Raw genomic sequence first — 20,625 nt, 5'->3', positions numbered from 1 at the left:
TAAAATCGGCATAATGGCTGTTTTTAAGAGTGTCTACTTGACAGGTGCATGATCAATTTAAAAATACGGCCGTTATTTCAAAAATACGGTCATTAAGCGAATAATGCAAGCTCCTGCAGAAATATGCTCGTTCTCAGAATAAATGCTCACTACACTCAGAAAATAAGATGCCCGACACAACTGTGGATATTGTGGATAACCCTACCACATTATGATAAGATGTTGTTGGATAAGGGGGGACTACAGTGGATATAATTGAAAAGGCAATAGTTATGGCGAGTAGGGCGCATGATGGTCAGTATCGGAAACGGACGAAGACTCCTTACATTAGCCATCCAATTTCGGTGGGCCTAATTCTGATGAAAGCAGGTTATCGTGATGAGCTAGTTGCGGCAGCAATCTTGCATGATACGGTAGAGGATACAGAGCTTACATTAAATGATATTGAACAAACATTTGGTCGGACTCTTTCTACGATTGTAGAGGGCTGCTCTGAACCAGATAAGTCGCTAACATGGGATGAACGAAAAGAGCATACGATTGAATTTTTAAAAACAGCTCCAGAAGATATTCGAGTAGTGTCATGTGCTGATAAATTACATAATGTTCAATCCATCATTCGTGATTTTGAGCATGAAGGTGATCAAGTGTGGGAGCGATTTAATAGAGGAAAAGACAAGCAGGAATGGTATTACCGCAGTATCATCAAAAGCCTAGGCTTCGAATCTACATTTCCACTATTAAAGGAGTTGGAAAATGCAGTAGAAATTCTTTTTGGCGATAAATATAATTTGTAAAAAGAATGATATAAAGTTATAATTCAGAATAATTCTTAAAAACCAGTAAAAAAGTATAGTTAACTAGGAAGATGTAGTAAAATCTAGATTAACAAAAAAGTTTCAATAAAGGAGAGAAGTTAGGATGTCTAAGCAACAAATAGGTGTTGTCGGATTAGCGGTAATGGGAAAAAATCTCGCTTTAAATATAGAAAGCAGGGGTTATTCGGTTGCAGTATTTAATCGTTCTTATGAAAAAACGGAAGAGTTCCTAAAGAACGAGGCGGAGGGTAAAAATTTCGTAGGTGCAAGTACGATTGAAGAGTTTGTAAATTCAATAGAGGTACCGAGAAAAATTCTTTTAATGGTTAAAGCGGGTGCAGCCACTGATGCAACAATCGAATCATTGAAACCTTTTCTAGATGAAGGAGATATACTGATCGATGGTGGAAATACCTTCTTCCAAGATACGATTAGACGTAATAAAGAATTAGAAACAGCAGGCTTCCATTTTATCGGTACTGGTGTTTCAGGTGGGGAAGAAGGAGCACTAAAGGGCCCTTCCATTATGCCTGGTGGTAAAAAAGAAGCATATGAACTTGTAAAACCAATCCTTGAGGCAATTTCAGCTAAAGTTCAGGGAGAGCCTTGCTGTACATATATCGGTCCAAATGGTGCAGGTCATTATGTAAAAATGGTTCATAATGGAATCGAGTATGGTGATATGCAGTTAATTTGTGAGTCATATAATATTTTAAAAAATGTTCTCGGTTTACAAGCAGATGAGCTTCATCACGTTTTTGCTGATTGGAATAAAGGTGAACTAGATAGTTACTTAATTGAAATTACTGCTGATATTTTTACAAAAGTTGATGAAGACTCAGGGAAACCAATGGTTGACGTGATTCTAGATACAGCCGGTCAAAAAGGGACAGGGAAATGGACAAGTCAAAATGCGTTAGACTTAGGGGTTCCACTTCCAATTATTACAGAATCAGTATTTGCACGCTTTATTTCTGCGATGAAAGAAGAAAGAGTAAGAGCAAGTAAAATGCTGACAGGACCAGCTGACAAACCATTCGATGGGAATAAAGAAGAATTGATTGAAGCCGTTCGAAAGGCTTTATATATGAGTAAAATTTGCTCATATGCCCAAGGTTTTGCGCAAATGAGATCAGCATCTGAAGAGTATGAGTGGAATCTTAACTACGGTGATATTGCAATGATTTTCCGTGGTGGTTGTATTATTCGGGCTCAATTCCTTCAAAAAATTAAAGATGCTTACGACCATGATCCACAATTAGCAAATCTTTTATTGGATCCATATTTCAAAGAAATTGTTGAAAGCTATCAGCATGCGCTACGTCAAGTGCTTGTCATCGCAATTGAGAGAGGAATCCCGGTACCTGCGTTTGCAAGTGCTGTTGCTTACTATGATAGCTATCGTTCTGAAACGCTCCCAGCAAATTTATTGCAGGCTCAACGGGATTACTTTGGTGCTCACACCTATCAACGTGTTGATAAAGAAGGAGTATTCCACACAAACTGGATGGAATAAAAAATGATGACAAAAAAGAGGCGAAATTAGCGTTATGTGATGCTAATTTCGCCTCTTGTTTAATTTGATTTTGGTACAGTAAACCTTACCTCTGTTCCTCTACCAAGTTCAGACTGGATCTCGAAAGTACCGCCAACATTCCTTGCACGTTCCTCCATGCTGAAAAGTCCAACACCATTTCCTTTAGATTCACGAATGAATCCTTGGCCTTCGTCTTTCACCACTACTTCAACCATTGCATCTAATTCGTGAATGGTAACAACGGCTTCAGAAACATTAGCGTATTTGCCAATATTGGTTAAGGCTTCTTGAATCACTCTGTATATGGTCGTTTCCTTCTGAATATCGAGTCGAGTGCGTAAGGTGCACTCAAGGTCAACATGAATTCCATAGTGCTGTGAGTAATTCTCAACATATTTGCGAATTGCTGGAACAACACCTAAGTCATCGAGGACAGATGGACGGAGCTCCCAGGCAAGGACGCGTATATCTTCCATCATAAAAGAAACGTTTTGCCTTAATTCTTCGAGCTTTTCATCTTGTTTTTCATTAATAAGCTGATCCAGTTGAATAAGTAGGGCGAACATACTTTGCCCGATTCCATCATGTAATTCACGTGAGATTCGTTTTCTTTCTTCTTCTTGAATCCCTATAACACGATTCATCATAATTTTAAGCTCTTCTTGCACTTCTTTTAACTTCGTAACTTCATCACGAATCGCTAAATATTGATAGGGTTTTCCGTTGTCATCTAAAAAAGGAACAATTGTCGTATTTACCCAATAATAGGAACCATCTTTTGCTTTATTTTTAATTTCACCATGCCATACCTGACCAGTCCCAATTGTTTTCCAAAGCTTACGCATGAACTCCTTGCTATGATGACCGGAATTAATGATTCTATGGTCTTCGCCAATTAGTTCTTCCTTTGAATACTTTGAAATTTGGCAGAAACGCTTATTCACATATTGAATTTTTCCTTTTTGGTCAGTAATTGCAACAATGGATGATTCATCTAAAGCAAAAGTTAGATCTGCAAGATTTTTAAGGGAATTTCCGACACTCAACTTAAATTCAGGGTCTTGAATATGGACGTCAAGATTTGCTAGTAATTCGACAACGTTTGGTCCACCAATTTCTGATTGGTGTTTAAGGCGATCAATCTTACTCAAAATGTAGCAACCCTTTCTTCATGGCGTACTTGACTAACTCTGGTCGGGTTTTTAAACCAAGTTTTTCCATTAAATTACTTTTGTGTGACTCAACTGTTTTCACACTTATAACCAAGTGTTCTGCAATTTCTTTATTCGAATAGCCTTTTGCAATCCATTCAAGAACTTCCTTTTCTCGTTCGGATAAATTGTCAAATGTATTTCCATTATCGCCATTTTTAGCTCGGTCTACAAAACCACTCATGAGGGCCCTTGTAGCGGAAGGAGTTAAATATGCATTTCCAGAAAATACTGAGTTTATCGCTGATAACAATTCCTCATGTGGTGCATTTTTTAAAATATATCCTGATGCACCTGCTTGAATTGCCCGAAATAAGTATTCTTCATCATCATGCATAGTTAATATTAAAATTGCGATATCTGGCTGGAGTTCATGCAGCTCGTGGGTTGCAGTTAAGCCATCCTTCCCGTGGGGCATGCTCAAATCCATTAATACAATATCAGGCTTTAACTCAACCGCTTTTTTTATTGCTTCATCACCTTCTGATGCTTCACCAACTACTTCTATATTATTTTTACCGTTCAATAGCATCATGAGTCCTGAACGAACAACTGCATGGTCATCCACGACTAATAGTTTAACCACAATTTCTTCCCCCTAACGAGAATCTGTGGTGTGATTTATCTCACACGTTACTCCCATCATATAAAAAAAAATGAATCCTTTCAATGGGATTCATTAGTAGTTTGCTATATTTAATGATTAAAAATAGAAGAAAGGTAACCTGCCGTTTCTTTTACTTGATTGATTTCTTCGACCGTATATTTGCGAATGGAACGTGATCCAGTTACAAGTACACCCCTTATTTTTCCGTTAGCAAAGAGTGGCACGGCGATAGCAGCCAGTAAATTTTCAGCAAGCATGATTGGATATCCAAGTCTTATTTTGTCATATCCGACGGTGTCCTGATCAAGCACAATTTCTCGACCAAAACGAAAAACAGACCCTGCGATACCTTTTCCCGGTTTACCAACCATATGACGAAAGCGCTCATTACTATTCCCAGTTGCATATTTCCAGTGAATGGTATGATCAAGCTCTTTTATACATGCAAGTGCAGAAAAATCACTCGAAGTTGTCGCAATAAGTTTTTTTAATTGTTGTTCAATGTCTATATTCAATACTTCCACAATAATCTCCCCTTGCCACTACATTGTGACTTTTCCACATGGGATTTAGTTACACTCATTGTAATTCTTTTTTTTGAAATTGTATGTCAGGGAATTCCCCTAACTTTATATCCGTAAAAAATGAAGCCACCCACGGATAATTACTCAAATACAGTAAGTTTAGCATTGAAATAGAGAAAATCACGTAACTAAAGATGGGGAAAAAAGAGGTTAAAGTTCAGTATTTCCCCTGATACCATATTTAACACTAGCGAGATATGATTAAAGCATAAAGTTTGTACGGGAGGTTTGAACAAAATGGCGATGGTAATCCAAGAAGTAAAACATGATATTTCACATATAGAGACGGTTAATGAAAGAATAAATAATTTTTTATCAAAAGATAATTTTAATAAACTACAAGGAATCATGCGTACGATACAAGTTCAAGCAGGGAACCACCTTTTTTGGGAAGGTGAACAAGTAGATAAAATGTATTATATCCAATCAGGCAGAGTAAAACTTAGAACATCTTCAGAGAGTGGTAAGGAATTTCTTCTTTCAATAAAAGAAGAAGGTAGTTTATTGGGTGAAATTGGTGGATTTAATAATGCTCTCTACTATAGCTATCGTGCGGAAGTATCTGAAAATGCTGAGATTGGCGTAATTCTTATGAGCGATCTTAAAAAGCTCATGTATGAATTCGGGAACTTTGCGGTAGAATTTATGAGTTGGATTGGCTGGTCACAGCGTGTTACTCAAAATAAATTATATGATTTCCTCTTTTATGATAAAACTGGTGCCCTTGCTTCAACCATCATTAAATTAACAACAACTTACGGGGTAAAATGTGCGGAAGGTATTTTAATCTCAATTGAATTGACGAACAAAGATTTCGGTGATTTTATTGGAACATCAAGAGAAAGTGTCAATCGAGTTCTAAATGCATGGAAACGAGAAGGCGTGATTGAAATGATTGATCGTAAAATAGTAATTCGCCGTTTGGATTATTTATATGATATTTGTGATTGTGTAAATCATACTCATTAATATAATGGGTGCCAACTCTTTCAAACAGGGTTGGTGCCTTTTTTTGTTATAATGGAAAGGTTCTAGATATTGCATACTAAATTAAAAAAGAGGTACTTACATGAGGTTTAATGATTATCCATTAAGTGAGAATATTTTAAAAGCACTGGAAGGCTTAAACTATGATGAACCGACCGAGGTTCAGAGTGAAGTGATACCAATCACATTCAAAGGAAGGGACCTTGTAGTAAAATCACAAACAGGGAGTGGAAAGACGGCTGCTTTTGCTATTCCATTATGTGAGCTGATTAATTGGGAGGAGAACAAGCCACAAGCTCTAGTTCTCACTCCAACAAGGGAACTTGCTGCGCAAGTAAAGGAAGATATTACGAATATTGGCCGGTTTAAACGGATTAAAGCAACAGCAATTTACGGGAAGCAATCATTTGAGAGGCAAAAGGTTGAATTAAAACAAAAAAACCATGTTGTCGTAGGTACACCGGGTCGAGTGCTGGATCATATTGAAAAAGAAACGTTATCACTAGAGAAAGTGAAGTATCTTGTAATTGATGAGGCAGATGAGATGCTAAATATGGGCTTCATCGAACAAGTAGAAGCGATTATTCAATCCCTTCCTACCGAAAGAATGACGATGCTCTTTTCGGCAACATTACCTGAAGATATTGAACAACTCTCTAAAACATATATGAAAACGCCAACTCATATTGTAATAGAAGGTACGGGTCTTTTAACAAATTCAATTGATCATTCTTTTTTAGATGTTGAAGAGGAAGCTAAGTTTCCCTTATTAACTGATATCGCAACTGTAGAGAATCCTGATAGCTGTATTATTTTTTGTCGGACACAAGTCAGGGTTGATCAGCTTTTGGAGAGAATGGAGAAATTGAATTTCTCATGTGACAAAATTCATGGTGGGATGATTCAAGAGGATCGATTTGCAGTTATGGATGATTTTAAAAGAGGAAAATTCCGTTATTTAGTTGCAACAGATGTTGCCGCAAGGGGTATTGATGTCGAGAATATTTCACTCGTCATTAATTATGATCTTCCGCTAGAAAAGGAAAGCTATGTCCATCGTATTGGCAGAACAGGACGGGCTGGTGAGATGGGGAAGGCGATCACTTTTGTTACAAACCAAGAGCTAAAATATGTAGCGGACATTGAAAGCTTTATTGGTTGTGAAATTCGCAAGGGAACAGTTCCGACAATTGAGGAAGTTGCACAAGGGGCTGTTGTTTTTACAAGAAGTCAGATTGCGTTGCCTAAGCTAAAAAAGGATAAAAGTGAGCAACTTAATAAAGATATTATGAAGCTATATTTTAATGGTGGAAAGAAAAAGAAGCTTCGTGCAGTGGACTTCGTGGGTACAATTGCGAAACTGCGAGGTGTATCAGCCGATGATATTGGGATTATTACAATTCAAGAGAATGTTACTTATGTTGATATTTTAAATGGCAAAGGTTCACTTGTTTTACAAGCCATGAAAAATACAACGATTAAAGGGAAGTTATTAAAGGTACATATTGCAAAAAAGTAAATTGGAGAGGAGTGGTAAGATGATTTCTTTTATAAAACAAAAAGCAGCTACTCTTTTTCCAGGTTATTTTGCATTGGTAATGGCAACGGGAGCTTTATCGATTGCAACTCATTTATTAGGAATGGAAGTTCTAGCACATATTATGTTGTATTTTAATATGTTTGCCTACGTATTTCTATGGATTCTGACGATCATACGAATTATCTGGTTTTTTCCACAATTACTCGCAGATTTAACGAGCCATTCACTTGGAACAGGTTTTTTCACCTTAGTTGCTGGAACATGTATGTTTGGAAGTCAATTAATCGTCGTTGGGGAAAATTATGAGTTTGCCATTTACTTATGGTCACTCGGAATTGTTTTATGGCTCATTGTCATGTATACATTTTTCACAGCTGTGACTGTTCGAAAGGATAAGCCTTCATTGGCAGAAGGGATTAATGGTGCGTGGTTGATCGCAGCAGTTGCAACACAGTCAGTTTCGATTTTAGGTACTTTGCTTTCAACTCATGTTGAGAATGGGAAGGGAATTATTTTATTTTTTACACTCTGCATGTATTTCTTAGGGTGTATGCTATACCTTAACATTATTACCCTAATCTTTTACCGATTTACATTTCTAGAGTTAAAGTTTTCAGCACTAACACCGCCGTATTGGATTAATATGGGGGCTGTTGCGATTACAACGCTAGCAGGGTCAACATTGATATTAAATACACAAGATTGGCCCTTACTTATGGAAATCACACCTTTTATAAAAGGGTTCACCTTGTTTTTCTGGATTACAGGAACGTGGTGGATTCCGTTATTATTTATATTAATGATATGGAGACATGTCTATCATCATTATCCGTTAACTTATGAGCCGCAATTTTGGGGAATGGCCTTTCCACTTGCCATGTATACGACCAGTACCTTCCAGCTTTCAAAAGCGATAAAGGTGCCGTTTCTTGAGGTGATCCCGCAATTTATGGTCTATATTGCTTTAGTGGCGTGGGTTACAGTATTTATCGGACTTATTCATCATTTATACTTAGACATTAAAGGGCTTAAAAAGGTAAGTAAAAGCTACTAGATGTTTCAGACCATTATCCTTATTGGGAGATGGTCTTTTTTATTTGAAACCCCATTTCAAATTAATCATATTCTATAGAAATGAGTTTTGAGGTGGGATAATGATGAGGGTCACTTATTTGGATTTTTTAGCAGCTGCCGAAATAAATGGTGCACACCCTGGTGGTTTGTCATTAACAAAATCAATTTTAGCGAATGAAAGACTGGCAGAGAAGGACAGAGTTCTTGATGTTGGTTGTGGGATTGGTCAAACAGCCACATATATTGCAAGTGTATATGGCTGTGACGTAACGGCATGTGATAATCATAAGTCAATGGTTCAAAAAGCAAGCAATAACTTAAAAAGTATGGGTCTTCCAGTGAAGGTGGTGGAAGCTAGTGCAGAAAATCTACCTTTTAAGGATCAAACATTCAATTATGTTTTATCTGAATCTGTAACAAGCTTCACAAATATCGGAAAATCTTTACGAGAGTATAAGCGTGTATTGGCTGAAGATGGAGAATTTATCGCAATTGAAATGACAAGAATTTCTCCTATGACACAAACTGAAATAGAGGAGATTGAAGACTTCTATCAGGTGAAAAGTCTTTTATCAGAGGAAGAGTGGCAGGATGCATTCAAGCAAGCTGGTTTTGTAAATGTTGAAATGATTGGGAGTGCACTTGCAGAAGAACATAAGGATGATGTTGAACATGGAGCTGAATTTGATTTATTTCAGCTTGGTCAAGAGTATGTCGATGTATATTTTAAGCATATTGATTTGACGGAGAAATATGGTGGGCAATTGGGGTATTGTGTTTTTAAATGCTGGTAGATTTCTGAGGATAGGTGGCTATATCAAAAGAGATTCCATTGATGGAGTCTCTTTTATTGGGAAGATATGTCGAATGATGTAAAACTTCCCCCTCAATCGAGTCTAGTTTTATAGTAAAATAGTAAGTAATAGTATGATAACTTCAGAAGTGAAGTTAGCTTGAAGGGGGAAGTACAAATTTGAATAAAAAAGATGAAGCCATCTTCCAAATAGAGACGATATTGAACGAGTTAAAGGCAGGAAAGGAAGAGAATACCGCAACCGTAGCCCTTGGGCATAAAGGAAAAATCCCCAATCCAGCAAAATCAGTTTTTAAGCTCTTTTTCAAATTTTGGGGTATTAGAATGATAGCTATTTTACTACTACTAGCTATATTCATAGCAGGTGCAATCTGGATATTTTCAGGAAGTACATTTAAAAAAGAAACGACTACTTTTGTCGAACAAGTTCAGGATTTAGCGACGCTTGCCACTGCTGAGGCACATATGAAAGTGATTATTGAACAAGAGGATAATATGCTTTTCGGTAAAGAAATTAATTTGAATATTCCAGGGACAAAGCGGGAACTATTATTAGTTGTTCCAGCAACAGTTATTGCTGGGGTTGATTTAAAAGGGATCACAAAAGAGGATATTAAGGTCGATGAAAAAGCAAAAAAACTAGAAATTAAACTTCCGGCTGCAACATTTATTCAAGAACCTTCCATACAGATGGATCAAGTAAGGACATTCTCCGATGAAGGTTTATTTCGGGGAGAGGTAAAATGGGCGGAAGGATTTGACCTTGCCGCAGAAGCACAAACTAAGATTGAGGAAGAAGCCGTTGAATTTGGTTTATTACAAACAGCTGAAAGAAATGCAGAAAAAGTTCTTAATGAATTTTTCGGTAACCTCGACTACACTGTGAAAGTAACATATAAATAGATAATAGGCCTGAATCCATCGTAACACAGCAAGGATTCGGGCCTTCGTTTATTTTCTAAAAGTTTAATATAGTCCAGACATTGGTAAAATGAGATAATAGGTAGATTAAGTTGTAATCTTTTGCACACAAACCAAATAATATTTTAGATGGGATGAAATGATGAATACAGTAGAGATTCAATTGAAAGTAAAATCAAAATTTATTAATAAATATAAAAGTGGATACCCACTCATAACAAAAGAGGCAATCATTAATTTACATGATGTGACAGAGGAAGGAACGGTCATTACATTAGTTGATGAGAGAAATCAGTTTATAGCTAAAGGATATTATGGAAAACAGAACAAGGGATATGGCTGGGTGCTTAGTCGCAAGGAAAAAGAACAGTTTGATCTGTCCTTTTTTGAAAAAAAACTACAGAAAGCAATAATTGCTAGGGATTCCTTTTACAAAAGTACAGAAACAAATTCATTCCGTGTCTTCAATGGTGAGGGTGATGGAATCGGTGGTTTTACAATTGAATATTTTGATGGCTACTATTTAATAAACTGGTATAGTAAGGGGATTTATGAATTTCGCGAATATATTATCCAATCCTTATCTAAATTGGTTTCATTTAAGGCTATTTATCAAAAGAAACGGTTTGATACGAAAGGTACATATATTGAAGAAGATGATTTTGTTGCAGGTGATCGGGGTGAGTTCCCGATTATTGTGAAAGAAAATGGGATCAATTATGCAGTTTATTTGAACGAAAGTGCGATGGTCGGCATATTTTTAGACCAGAGGGATGTAAGAAAAACAATCCGTGATAAATATGCTAAGGGTAAAACCGTATTAAATACATTCTCGTATACAGGTGCTTTTTCTGTAGCTGCGGCTTTAGGTGGTGCAGAAAAAACAACTAGTGTTGATCTCGCGAATAGAAGCTTAAGCAAAACAATCGAGCAATTCAGTCTGAATGGGATTGACTACGAAGCACAAGATATTATTGTTGAAGATGTTTTTCATTATTTTAAGTATGCTGTTAAAAAGAAGTTGAAATTTGAGATGGTGATTCTTGACCCTCCAAGCTTTGCAAGGTCTAAAAAGCACGTCTTTAGTGCAGAAAAGGATTATAAAAATCTACTTAAGGAGGCCATTTCCATTACTGAGAAGAATGGAATAATTGTCGCCTCAACAAATAGTAGCTCATTTGGGATGGACAAATTTAAAGGATTTATTGATACTGCATGTAAGGAAACAGGAAGCAGATATAAGATTCTTGAGGAATATTCACTTCCGATTGATTTTAAAACAATCAAGGAGTTCCCAGAAGGAAATTACTTAAAGGTTGTATTTATTAATAAATTATAACGTCCGAATAGGAGGTTTAAAAAGTGGGAAAATCGAATGTTGATGACTATCTTCAACAAGGGATTTATGGGAAAAAGGAAATTAAGCCGGATGAGAGGCGAAAATTTCTTGGTACGATTCGGGAGCGGGTCGTCATGGCGCTGACAGCAGCACAGGTTAGGGAAGTAAACGTATATAAAGAGGTGGTAGATTCCTTTAAAATAAACCCAAAAGCTCATTTGTATTTGAATGGGAATATGGATTTTCGGTATTTATCGAAATATATAAAGCATGCTGAGCGGAATAAGCTATCCTATACTTTGGTGACAAATAAAGAATATAATTCAGAGCTTGGCCTCGTGTTAGCGTATGATTATGCCATCGATAAGGATGAAATATATATAACTAAAAAGGAAAATACTCCGTCCGAAAAAAGTTCAAAGGGACTTTTCTCTATTTTTAAAAAGGCTTTTAAAAAATAGAGAGATGTTCCTTCTTTTTTTGCGAAAGATGATTGAAATACTTTTAATTTCACAAACTAAAGGAATAGTTCATTCCTTATCGAATATATAATAAACCTGATTTGAGAAATCACTTAATTTGAAAGGAGAAAAATGAATAGATGAAATTACAAAAGTGGCAGCTGCCCTTACAAACATCAAGTCTCATTATAGGTTTTATGTCATGGGTGCTGATTTCGTCATTGATACCATTCATAAAAAAAGATATTCCACTATCCGACAATGAGGTTGCTTTAGTTACGGCAATTCCAGTTATTTTAGGCTCTTTAATGAGAATTTTATTGGGGTACTGGGCAAATAAGTTCGGTGCAAGAATCCTATTTGTGATTAGTTTCCTTATATTGTTATTTCCGGTATTTTACATAAGTATTGCCGACTCACTAATGGATTTAATTATTGGTGGGCTAGTGCTTGGAATGGGTGGAGCAATTTTTTCAATTGGAGTTACATCCCTTCCGAAATATTATCCGAAAGAACGCCATGGATTTGTTAATGGAATCTACGGTGCTGGTAATATCGGGACTGCGATTACTTCATTTTCTGCACCAATGCTTGCAAACAATATTGGCTGGGAAAATACAGTCCGATTATTCTTAGTTCCCATTATTTTGTTTGCGTTATTAAATTTTGCATTTGGTGATCGAAAGGAAGCGAAGGTAAATAAGCCTTTACTAGGACAAATTAAAAGTGTATATCGAAATGAAAAGTTGTGGTTTTTAAGCCTATTTTATTTCGTCACATTTGGTTCATTTGTGGCTTTTACGGTTTATCTACCGAATTTCTTAGTATCAAATTTTGAATTAACCTCTGTAGATGCAGGAATACGAACAGCTGGTTTTATAACACTTGCCACTCTAATGCGACCAATTGGTGGTTGGTTAGGAGATAAATTTAATCCATTTTTAATCTTATTTATTGTGTTTTGGGCACTTACCTTTTCAGGGGTATTACTGTCATTTACACCGAATTTAACATTATATACAATCGGCTGTTTAACGGTTGCCTTCTGTGCAGGAATTGGAAATGGTGTAATTTTTAAATTTGTACCCTATTATTTTTCAAAACAAGCAGGAATTGCGAATGGAATTGTATCTGCAATGGGGGGGTTAGGTGGATTTTTCCCACCAATTGTTCTATCGATCGTATTTAATATTACTGAACATTATGCGATAGGATTCATGTCACTTGCAATGTTTTCACTTTCAAGCTCAGTTATCGTTGTGTGGATGTATTATATAGAAAAGTTAAGTATAGAATCACAACTATATGAAAGTATTGCTCAAGGTATGATGGTCACAAACACATCGGGTATTATAGAAAAAGTAAACAAAGCGTTTACGGAAGTAACTGGATTTGAATCGAAAGAAGCAATTGGAAAAAAACCTAGTATTTTAAGGTCAGGAAAACATTCTGAGGATTTTTATAATAAGATGTGGGAATCAATTCAGGAAACAGGATATTGGCAAGGCGAAATATGGAATAAGCGAAAAAATAATGAGTTGTATTTAGAATGGCTAACAATTAGTGAAGTGAAGGATGACGCTGGGGAAGTGAAATATTATCTAGGGTTATTCAGTGATTTGTCTAGAAAGAATATATAAATTGAAAGTGAAGGGCTAAAGAATAATCTTTAGCTCTTCTTTTGTTCACACCTTTTTCATATTCTTAAGAAAAATAGATGAATAAAGTTTATCTAAGGGGGATTTGGAAAGGCTTATAAGGATTTATCTATTAGGTAAGTATCCTTTGGGTAATGTAAGTGAATTCTAAATATTGTATACTATTTATAAAAGGTAATATATACCTAATAAAAGGTGGTGAAAGGATAATGTCAGGACCGAGTTTGCGTAAACAGGATTCACATTCATCTATACATGAAGCAGCGCTTCATGAGGCGAAGGAACTTCGAGAATTATTTCGAAAATGCTTGGAAGATGGTGAAAAGGAAAAGGCATTACAAGTTGCAGAGGTAGCAATTGAACATTGGGAATCCCGAACCTTGAAGCATGCTGAAGCAGAAGAGGAGGGTTTATACCAAGATATACTAAAGGAAAAACCTGAACTTGAGAAACTAGTTAATCAATTAACAAGGGATCATGATTTAATGCGTCGTATTGTTGAAAATATAAAAATGCGCTTAGCAACACAAGAACCAGATTATAACATGATTACATTGTTAGATAGTCTAGTTATCATCGACGAAATACATAATGAAGATGAAATGAATAAACTTTTGGCAAATAGCAAATGATAAGTCAGGAAAAATAAGGCAGTTTTCGGAAATGGGGGATGAAGATGAGTGAAGAATACGTAATAGAGGAGAGATTATTGCGTTTTGCGGCACCAGCCTTATATCAAAGAATGGTGGAAACATTTTCGAAATATAATATCCATCCATATGATATCCATGGGACAATGCTGAAAAACGAAACTGGCTATGAACTTAAATTGAGGTTTTCAAATGATTTTTCACAATCAGTGTCAACACAAATTAGTGTTGAACAAGCAAAAAATCCCGACGAAAAGATTACCCATTTTTTTGAAGAAACAGCTGATAAATGTAAGAATCAATTAATTTCAGACTATTTTAAAATGGTCAAACCTTAGGAGGGAGTTGAATTAAATAGTGTTTTCAGTAGAAAATGATTCACTACTTGTCGATGACAGGGAGGATTTAATTGCAGTATTGCGAATGAGGTTTGGTCAATTGCCAGGTGAGATGATTCAACAGATTTATGAAATAGAAGACTATCATATTTTGCAAAGGCTTATTTTGGCAGCAGCAAATGCGACGAATTGGGATGTCTTTCTGGAAGATTTTCAGTCACGAGAAAGTTCGTTCCGACTATTGGGAGAAGATTTTAACCCGTTAGCGGATACCCAAGGGAGGGATAGAATCGATGGAAAAGAAGAAAAATAGTCTACTCCACGCATTAAAGCATTTAACACGTGGAGAACGAATCAATGACGGATGGACTGAAGAGAATCCCCGCCCGCGTGATTGGGAAAAAGTATACCGGAATCGTTGGGGCCATGATAAAACTGTTCGCTCGACACATGGAGTGAATTGCACTGGCTCATGTAGCTGGAAAATTCATGTGAAGGATGGGATTATCACATGGGAAACTCAGCAGACAGACTATCCATCGACAGGTGATAATTTCCCAGATTATGAGCCAAGAGGATGCCCTCGTGGAGCAAGTTTCTCATGGTATACATATAGTCCAACTCGAGTGAAATACCCATATGTTCGTGGTGACCTCTATGCATTATGGAAAAATGAATTAGCGCAATCCGTGGATTCAGTAAAAGCTTGGGAAAATATTGTGACAGATCCAAAAAAACGCGAACAATATGTGAAGGCTCGAGGAAAAGGAGGATTTGTCCGCGGTTCGTGGAAGGATCTTTGTCAAATGATTGCCGCTGCTTCAATCTATACAATTAAAAATTATGGTCCAGATCGAATTGCTGGTTTTAGTCCAATTCCTGCAATGTCAATGGTCAGTTATTCCGGTGGGACAAGATTCTTGTCATTAATTGGTGGAACAATTCTAAGTTTCTATGATTGGTACGCAGATTTACCACCAGCCTCTCCACAAGTTTGGGGAGACCAGACTGATGTTCCGGAAAGTGGTGACTGGTATAATACGAAGTATTTCATTATTTGGGGTACGAATATTCCGCAAACGAGAACACCTGATGCACACTTTATGGTTGAATCCCGATATAACGGAACAAAAGTAGTGGGTGTTAGCCCAGACTATGCTGAATATGATAAGTTTGCAGATATTTGGTTACCAGCTAAGGCAGGAACAGATGGTGCACTCGCCATGGCAATGACACATGTTATATTAAAAGAGTTTTATGTGGACAAAGAAACACCATATTTTATGGATTATGCAAAGCAATACACAGACCTCCCATACCTAATCATATTGAATAAAAAAGATGGTGTCTATCGCTCAGACCGATTCTTACGGTCATCTGACATGGATGATCAAGAAAAACTAGGTGATTGGAAAACAGTTGTTTGGGACGACAACCTAAAGAAAATTGTTGCTCCAAATGGTAGCCAAGGGTTCAGATGGGATGATAGTAACAAGTGGAATCTAGATCTAACAACAGAATATGGTACATCTATTAATCCGAAGCTAAGCTTGCTTAATGAAAAAGATGGTGTTGCGATGGTTCAATTCCCATACTTTGCTGAAAAAGAAGGTGGGAAAGTCGAACGTGGTGTGCCTTATAAAATAATTAAGGATAAATCCGGCAATGAACTCATTGTTGCGACCGTCTTTGATTTAATGCTTGCCCATACAGGTATTAGTAGAGGTCTAGAAGGAGATTATCCAACCGATTACAATGATGCGAATAGGCCATATACTCCTGCATGGCAAGAAAGTATTACTGGTGTTAACAAGGCTCACGTAATCCAGGTAGCAAGGGAATTTGCAGATAATGCTGCCAGAACAAATGGAAAATCAATGATTGCAATGGGTGGAGGAACTAACCACTGGTTCCACAGTGATCAAATTTACCGATCAATTTTAAACCTCGTCTTACTGACTGGTTCACAAGGTGTAAATGGTGGTGGTTGGGCTCATTATGTCGGTCAGGAAAAGGTTCGTCCATTGGAGGGCTTCTCACAAATCGCCTTTGCAAATGATTGGGTGAAATCACCGAGATTTATGAATGGAACCTCATTCTTTTATTTTGTAACTGAGCAGTTCCGCTATGAATATGACTTTGATGATACTCAAACAGAATGGGGCAGCCAATACTCGAAAATGCACCCTGCTGATTTTAATGCAATGTCTGCACGATTAGGTTGGTTACCAAGCTTCCCGCAGTTCTCGCAAAATTCATTAGATGTTATGAAGGAAGCGCGTGCACGTAATAGTGACGACAAAGGTGTTACAGAGGATATTGCCAAACAACTTACAGAAGGAAAATTGGATTGGGCAATTGAAAATCCGAATGACCCACGAAACTTCCCGCGTGTCTTTTTTAATTGGCGTTCAAACCTATTAGGGGACAGTGGTAAGGGACATGAATATTTTGTAAAGCATTTAATAGGCTCAACAGATTCAGTCTTTTCAGATGTTGAAACTTCGTGGCAGCCTAAGGATGTGAATATCACTGAAAAACCACCTGAAGGGAAGACAGATCTTTTTGTAAGTATGGATTTTCGTATGACAAGTTCGGGTTTATTTTCAGATATTATTCTACCAGCGGCAACATGGTATGAGAAGTATGATATAAGCAGCACAGATCTCCATCCGTTCGTGCATCCATTTAATGCGGCGATTACTCCGCCTTGGGATACAAAAAGTGATTGGAATGCTTTCCGAGAAATTGCAAAGGCATTTTCAGAACTTGCTAAGGATCACCTACCTGCACAAGAGGATATCGTCATATCACCACTTGCACATGACACAATTAATGAAATTGCACAACCATTTGGTAAGGTGAAGGATTGGCGGAAAGGTGAAGTTGAAGGAATACCGGGTAAAACAATGCCGAATTTCAACTTTGTAAAACGCGATTATCCAAATGTGTATGATATGTGGATAACTGTTGGACCAAATATTAAAAATGGATATGGGACAAAGGGTGTTCGAATTCCAGGTGAAAAAGTATACAAAGAGTTACTCGATCGTCTAGGAACCTCAAAACATGAAGGGATTGGAAAAGGCTACCCGTCCTTGTATTCCGATAAACAAGCGATCAATGCGATTCTGCTTATGTCTGGGGCGACAAATGGAAAGCGTGCGGTCGAAGGCTGGAAGTCGATGGAGGAAAAGACTGGCAAAAAGCTAGCTCATATTTCTGAAGGGCGTGAAGAAGAGGACTATACATTAGATGCGTTAACCGTTCAACCGCGTCAGGCAATATCGACACCAGTTTGGAGTGGATTGGAAAATGACAATCGACGTTATTCACCATTTACAGTGAATAAAGAGTACCATATTCCGTGGCATACGCTAACAGGGCGCCAAAGCTTTTACCTTGATCATGAGGTTATGCTTGATTATGGTGAAGGACTCCCATTATATCTCCCACCAATTAATAAGGGACCTTTTATTAAGGGGGATAAGGAAGTTGAAAATGGTGGAAAGTCAATAACGCTGCGCTATATGACACCTCACCAAAAGTGGGGAATTCATACGATGTTTACAGATACTACAAATATGGTTACATTGTTCCGTGGCTGGCAGGTAGTATGGATGAATGAGGAAGATGGGGCAGCCATTGGTATTAAGGATAATGATTGGATTGAGGTATACAACCGTAATGGTGTTGTAACAGCAAGGGCAGTCCTGACTTACCGGATGCCGCGTGGAGCTGTCTACATGCATCATGCACAAGATCGGACGATGGGTGTACCAGGTAATACAATTAATAAGAATCGTGGTGGAACACATAACAGTGTCACAAGAATTTATCCGAAAGCCACGCATATGATTGGTGGATATTCACAGCTTAGCTACGGATTTAATTATTATGGACCAACTGGTAGCCAGAGGGACACAATGACGATTGTCCGTCCATTAAAGGAGGTCGATTGGCTTGAGGATTAAGGCACAAGTTGCAATGGTCATGCACCTAGATAAATGTATTGGCTGTCATACTTGCTCAGTAACGTGTAAAAATGTGTGGACAAATCGTCCTGGTACAGAGTATGTCTGGTTTAACAACGTTGAGACACGCCCGGGTCCAGGCTATCCAAAGGAATGGGAAAATACAGATCGCTATAAAGGTGGCTGGGTATTACGTAATGGGAAGTTGAGTTTGCGAGCGGGTGGACCCATTTCGAAGCTGGCAAATATCTTTTACAATCCCAATATGGCTGAAATCGATGACTTCTATGAACCATGGACATATGATTTTGAACATCTTCACAAGAGTCCGAGGAAGAAAAATATAGTTGTTGCACGTCCGAAATCGATGATAACCGGTAAATTTATGGATAAGCCGGAATGGGGCCCAAACTGGGACGACGATCTAGCCGGTGGTAGTGAAGTTGTCCCAATGGATCCGAATGTTCAAAAATTACAAGAACATATTGCAATGGAGTACGAGAAAACGTTCATGATGTATTTGCCGAGGATTTGTGAGCATTGTTTAAATCCTTCTTGTGTGGCATCGTGCCCATCAGGTGCTTTATATAAGCGGGATGAGGATGGGATTGTCCTTGTTGATCAAGATGCATGTCGGGGCTGGCGCTTTTGTATGAATGGCTGTCCATATCATAAGGTGTATTATAACTGGAATACACATAAAGCGGAGAAATGTAATTTCTGTTACCCGCGTACAGAAGCCGGGCTTCCAACAATCTGTTCGGAAACATGTGTTGGACGTATCCGCTATATTGGGGTTGTTTTATATGATGCAGATCGAGTTAAAGAAGCAGCATCTGTAGAAGATCCGAAGGATTTGTATGAGTCCCAGCTATCTGTCTTTTTAGATCCTTTCGACCCAGAGGTTATTGAAAAAGCGAAAGAACAAGGTATCACACAAAGCTGGATTGAAAGTGCACAAGAATCACCAATTTATAAAATGGCAATGAAGTGGAAAATTGCGTTGCCGTTACATCCAGAATATCGAACATTGCCAATGGTCTGGTATGTTCCACCACTTAGCCCAATCATGAATCACATTACAAATGAAAACGAGTTAAGCGCTGACGGGTATATCCCTGCTGTAGATGATATGAGAATTCCAATGGAGTATTTAGCTTCAATATTATCGGCAGATGATACTTCTGTCATTCGCCGGGTTCTTTTGAAAATGGCAGCAATGCGTGTCCATATGCGTGCAAAGACAGTCGGTGGTGTCGATGAAATGAAGAAGAGCAAGTTACTTGAGGAAGCAGGTACAACGGCAGAAGAATTGGAAGACATGGCTAGACTACTAGGCGTCGCGAAATATAATGAACGTTTTGTGATTCCAACAGCACGTCGCGAAATGGATGATGATTTACATTATAAACAAGGTGCATGCAGTATTGAGGATTTAGCTCCACCAGAAGGTATGGTAACATATCCATTTGAAAGAAGTGGAAATCAATGACAAATGAAGCAAAAGCTATTTTAATCATTTTGTCGCGTGTTTTGGACTACCCTACAAGGGAATTTTATGAAGAAAAATCAATTATTGAAGGTATCACAAACGAGCACATTTCATCTGCAAATATTCGTAACGAGGTTTTTGAACGTATAAAGCCCCTTTATGAAATGAGCCTAATTGAATTACAAGAGCTATATGTTGAAACCTTTGATTATAGGGAGCAAACAGGTCTTTACTTAACAGCACATGAACTAGGTGATAGCCGTAAACGTGGCACTGCCTTAATTAAACTTCAAAGGATGATTTATGAAATTGGGTTTGAATATGAAGGTAAAGATTTGGCAGATTATATTCCAATGCTACTCGAGTTATTAGTTGTTGCGCCTGAAGATGGAGTATTCGATAGTCTTTCGCGAAGGATGGCTTTTGCAATCCATCGAATATTGAAAAGTCTTCCTAGCAGCAATCCTTACCAACAAGTAGTAGACCTATTAATGATGTTTGTTTTCGAAGCCCCTGCATCAGAAGACATTGTTCTATTAGAAGACGAACGTGAGGAAGCAGACCTAGAAGAATTACCGTATCCAATGATGTACCAATAAAGGTGCCAGGCACTATTTAGT

Annotated in this window: 19 protein-coding genes; 16 read left to right on the top strand and 3 right to left on the bottom strand. The window is 37.6% G+C overall.

Going from position 1 to position 20,625, the window contains the following annotated elements:
• Positions 1-245: 245 nt before the first annotated feature.
• Both MJG50_RS03275 and gnd read left to right on the top strand, forming a co-directional pair.
• Positions 246-797: an HD domain-containing protein gene (locus MJG50_RS03275; RefSeq protein WP_240252640.1), complete on the top strand. Its 552-nt coding sequence runs from the start codon at positions 246-248 to the stop codon at positions 795-797.
• 124 nt (positions 798-921) lie between these two features.
• The gene (gene gnd, locus MJG50_RS03270) at positions 922-2,334 is read left to right on the top strand and encodes an NADP-dependent phosphogluconate dehydrogenase (protein WP_240252632.1); all 1,413 of its coding nucleotides are present in this window, start codon (positions 922-924) and stop codon (positions 2,332-2,334) included.
• 59 nt (positions 2,335-2,393) lie between these two features.
• Here the strand turns inward: gnd and MJG50_RS03265 are convergent, their stop codons facing one another.
• The 3 genes from MJG50_RS03265 to MJG50_RS03255 form a co-directional block, all read right to left on the bottom strand.
• A complete protein-coding gene (locus tag MJG50_RS03265) occupies positions 2,394-3,506 on the bottom strand; it encodes a PAS domain-containing sensor histidine kinase (RefSeq protein WP_240252631.1) in 1,113 nt (370 codons plus the stop codon).
• On the bottom strand, positions 3,499-4,152 hold the full coding sequence (locus MJG50_RS03260; protein ID WP_345893194.1) for a response regulator: 654 nt from the start codon (positions 4,150-4,152) through the stop codon (positions 3,499-3,501). The genes MJG50_RS03265 and MJG50_RS03260 overlap by 8 nt, the downstream gene beginning before the upstream one ends.
• Before the next feature lie 110 nt (positions 4,153-4,262).
• The gene (locus MJG50_RS03255) at positions 4,263-4,697 is read right to left on the bottom strand and encodes a GAF domain-containing protein (RefSeq protein ID WP_240252630.1); all 435 of its coding nucleotides are present in this window, start codon (positions 4,695-4,697) and stop codon (positions 4,263-4,265) included.
• A gap of 297 nt (positions 4,698-4,994) precedes the next feature.
• Here MJG50_RS03255 and MJG50_RS03250 point away from each other — a divergent pair, with 297 nt between their 5' ends.
• From MJG50_RS03250 to narJ, 14 genes are all read left to right on the top strand, one after another.
• On the top strand, positions 4,995-5,726 hold the full coding sequence (locus MJG50_RS03250; protein WP_240252629.1) for a Crp/Fnr family transcriptional regulator: 732 nt from the start codon (positions 4,995-4,997) through the stop codon (positions 5,724-5,726).
• Between the two features lie 100 nt (positions 5,727-5,826).
• Positions 5,827-7,263 (top strand): DEAD/DEAH box helicase, encoded by a 1,437-nt coding sequence (locus tag MJG50_RS03245; protein ID WP_240252628.1) that lies wholly within the window; start codon positions 5,827-5,829, stop codon positions 7,261-7,263.
• 19 nt (positions 7,264-7,282) lie between these two features.
• Complete coding sequence (locus tag MJG50_RS03240; protein ID WP_240252627.1) at positions 7,283-8,338, top strand: tellurite resistance/C4-dicarboxylate transporter family protein; 1,056 nt, start codon at positions 7,283-7,285, stop codon at positions 8,336-8,338.
• 103 nt (positions 8,339-8,441) lie between these two features.
• Positions 8,442-9,152, top strand: a complete 711-nt coding sequence (locus tag MJG50_RS03235) for a class I SAM-dependent methyltransferase (protein ID WP_240252626.1) — start codon at positions 8,442-8,444, stop codon at positions 9,150-9,152.
• Positions 9,153-9,331: 179 nt separating this feature from the next.
• Positions 9,332-10,075 carry a DUF4230 domain-containing protein gene (locus MJG50_RS03230; RefSeq protein WP_240252625.1) on the top strand — a complete coding sequence of 248 codons (744 nt, stop codon included), beginning with the start codon at positions 9,332-9,334 and terminating at the stop codon, positions 10,073-10,075.
• A 160-nt stretch (positions 10,076-10,235) separates the two neighbouring features.
• The gene (locus MJG50_RS03225) at positions 10,236-11,432 is read left to right on the top strand and encodes a class I SAM-dependent rRNA methyltransferase (RefSeq protein ID WP_240252623.1); all 1,197 of its coding nucleotides are present in this window, start codon (positions 10,236-10,238) and stop codon (positions 11,430-11,432) included.
• Positions 11,433-11,455: 23 nt separating this feature from the next.
• Positions 11,456-11,893, top strand: coding sequence for a YueI family protein (locus MJG50_RS03220; protein WP_240252621.1), 438 nt, complete (start codon positions 11,456-11,458; stop codon positions 11,891-11,893).
• A gap of 140 nt (positions 11,894-12,033) precedes the next feature.
• Positions 12,034-13,533 (top strand): nitrate/nitrite transporter, encoded by a 1,500-nt coding sequence (locus MJG50_RS03215; RefSeq protein WP_240252619.1) that lies wholly within the window; start codon positions 12,034-12,036, stop codon positions 13,531-13,533.
• Between the two features lie 227 nt (positions 13,534-13,760).
• Positions 13,761-14,183 (top strand): hemerythrin domain-containing protein, encoded by a 423-nt coding sequence (locus MJG50_RS03210; RefSeq protein WP_240252615.1) that lies wholly within the window; start codon positions 13,761-13,763, stop codon positions 14,181-14,183.
• Positions 14,184-14,227: 44 nt separating this feature from the next.
• Positions 14,228-14,539, top strand: a complete 312-nt coding sequence (locus tag MJG50_RS03205) for a hypothetical protein (RefSeq protein ID WP_240252613.1) — start codon at positions 14,228-14,230, stop codon at positions 14,537-14,539.
• Between the two features lie 19 nt (positions 14,540-14,558).
• On the top strand, positions 14,559-14,852 hold the full coding sequence (locus MJG50_RS03200) for a hypothetical protein (protein ID WP_240252611.1): 294 nt from the start codon (positions 14,559-14,561) through the stop codon (positions 14,850-14,852).
• Entirely contained in the window at positions 14,833-18,513 is a 3,681-nt protein-coding gene (locus MJG50_RS03195; RefSeq protein WP_240252609.1) for a nitrate reductase subunit alpha, read from the top strand. The genes MJG50_RS03200 and MJG50_RS03195 overlap by 20 nt, the downstream gene beginning before the upstream one ends.
• A complete protein-coding gene (gene narH / locus MJG50_RS03190; protein ID WP_240252607.1) occupies positions 18,503-20,005 on the top strand; it encodes a nitrate reductase subunit beta in 1,503 nt (500 codons plus the stop codon). The genes MJG50_RS03195 and narH overlap by 11 nt, the downstream gene beginning before the upstream one ends.
• Positions 20,002-20,604 (top strand): nitrate reductase molybdenum cofactor assembly chaperone, encoded by a 603-nt coding sequence (gene narJ, locus MJG50_RS03185; RefSeq protein WP_240252604.1) that lies wholly within the window; start codon positions 20,002-20,004, stop codon positions 20,602-20,604. Before narH ends, narJ begins: the two co-directional genes overlap by 4 nt.
• The last annotated feature ends 21 nt before the right edge of the window (positions 20,605-20,625 follow it).

This window comes from Fredinandcohnia quinoae (assembly GCF_022427965.1).
Classification (GTDB): domain Bacteria; phylum Bacillota; class Bacilli; order Bacillales; family Bacillaceae_L; genus Ferdinandcohnia; species Ferdinandcohnia quinoae.
Note: the sequence above shows the minus strand (reverse complement) of the source record. Positions and strands in the feature narration are given on the sequence as shown.